This window comes from Pseudoalteromonas sp. GW168-MNA-CIBAN-0100 (assembly GCF_040309225.1).
Taxonomy (GTDB): Bacteria; Pseudomonadota; Gammaproteobacteria; order Enterobacterales; family Alteromonadaceae; genus Pseudoalteromonas; species Pseudoalteromonas arctica.
The window spans coordinates 1-287 of sequence record NZ_JBEOOL010000432.1 but is presented as its reverse complement, the minus strand read 5'-3'; the positions used below and the strand labels follow the sequence as shown (position 1 = coordinate 287).

Genomic DNA, 287 nt, shown 5'->3' with positions numbered 1-287 from the left:
CGCTTAGAGTAGCTACCAAAAGAGTATAAGTTTAAGCCGTTATCAAAGTCGTAGCCCATGTTGTAAAACAGTGCATAGTCTTCAAGCTCTGCTTTACCAAAGCGGTGATTGTAACGATCGATAGTGAACTCGCGTGGATCTAGGCTACCATCATCAAGGCGGCTATATTGCTCGCGAGGGTCAAAACCAGAGCGCTGGGTAGAGTCGTTATCACGATATTCAATAGATAAGTTTACAAAAACCTTATCGGCTAACGAAAAAACACAATTAGCGCTAATAGTACGGGT

At 42.9% G+C, this 287-nt stretch carries 1 pseudogene; it reads right to left on the bottom strand.

Going from position 1 to position 287, the window contains the following annotated elements:
* Window positions 1-287: pseudogene (locus AAEY62_RS21825) on the bottom strand (ligand-gated channel); the annotation flags it as partial.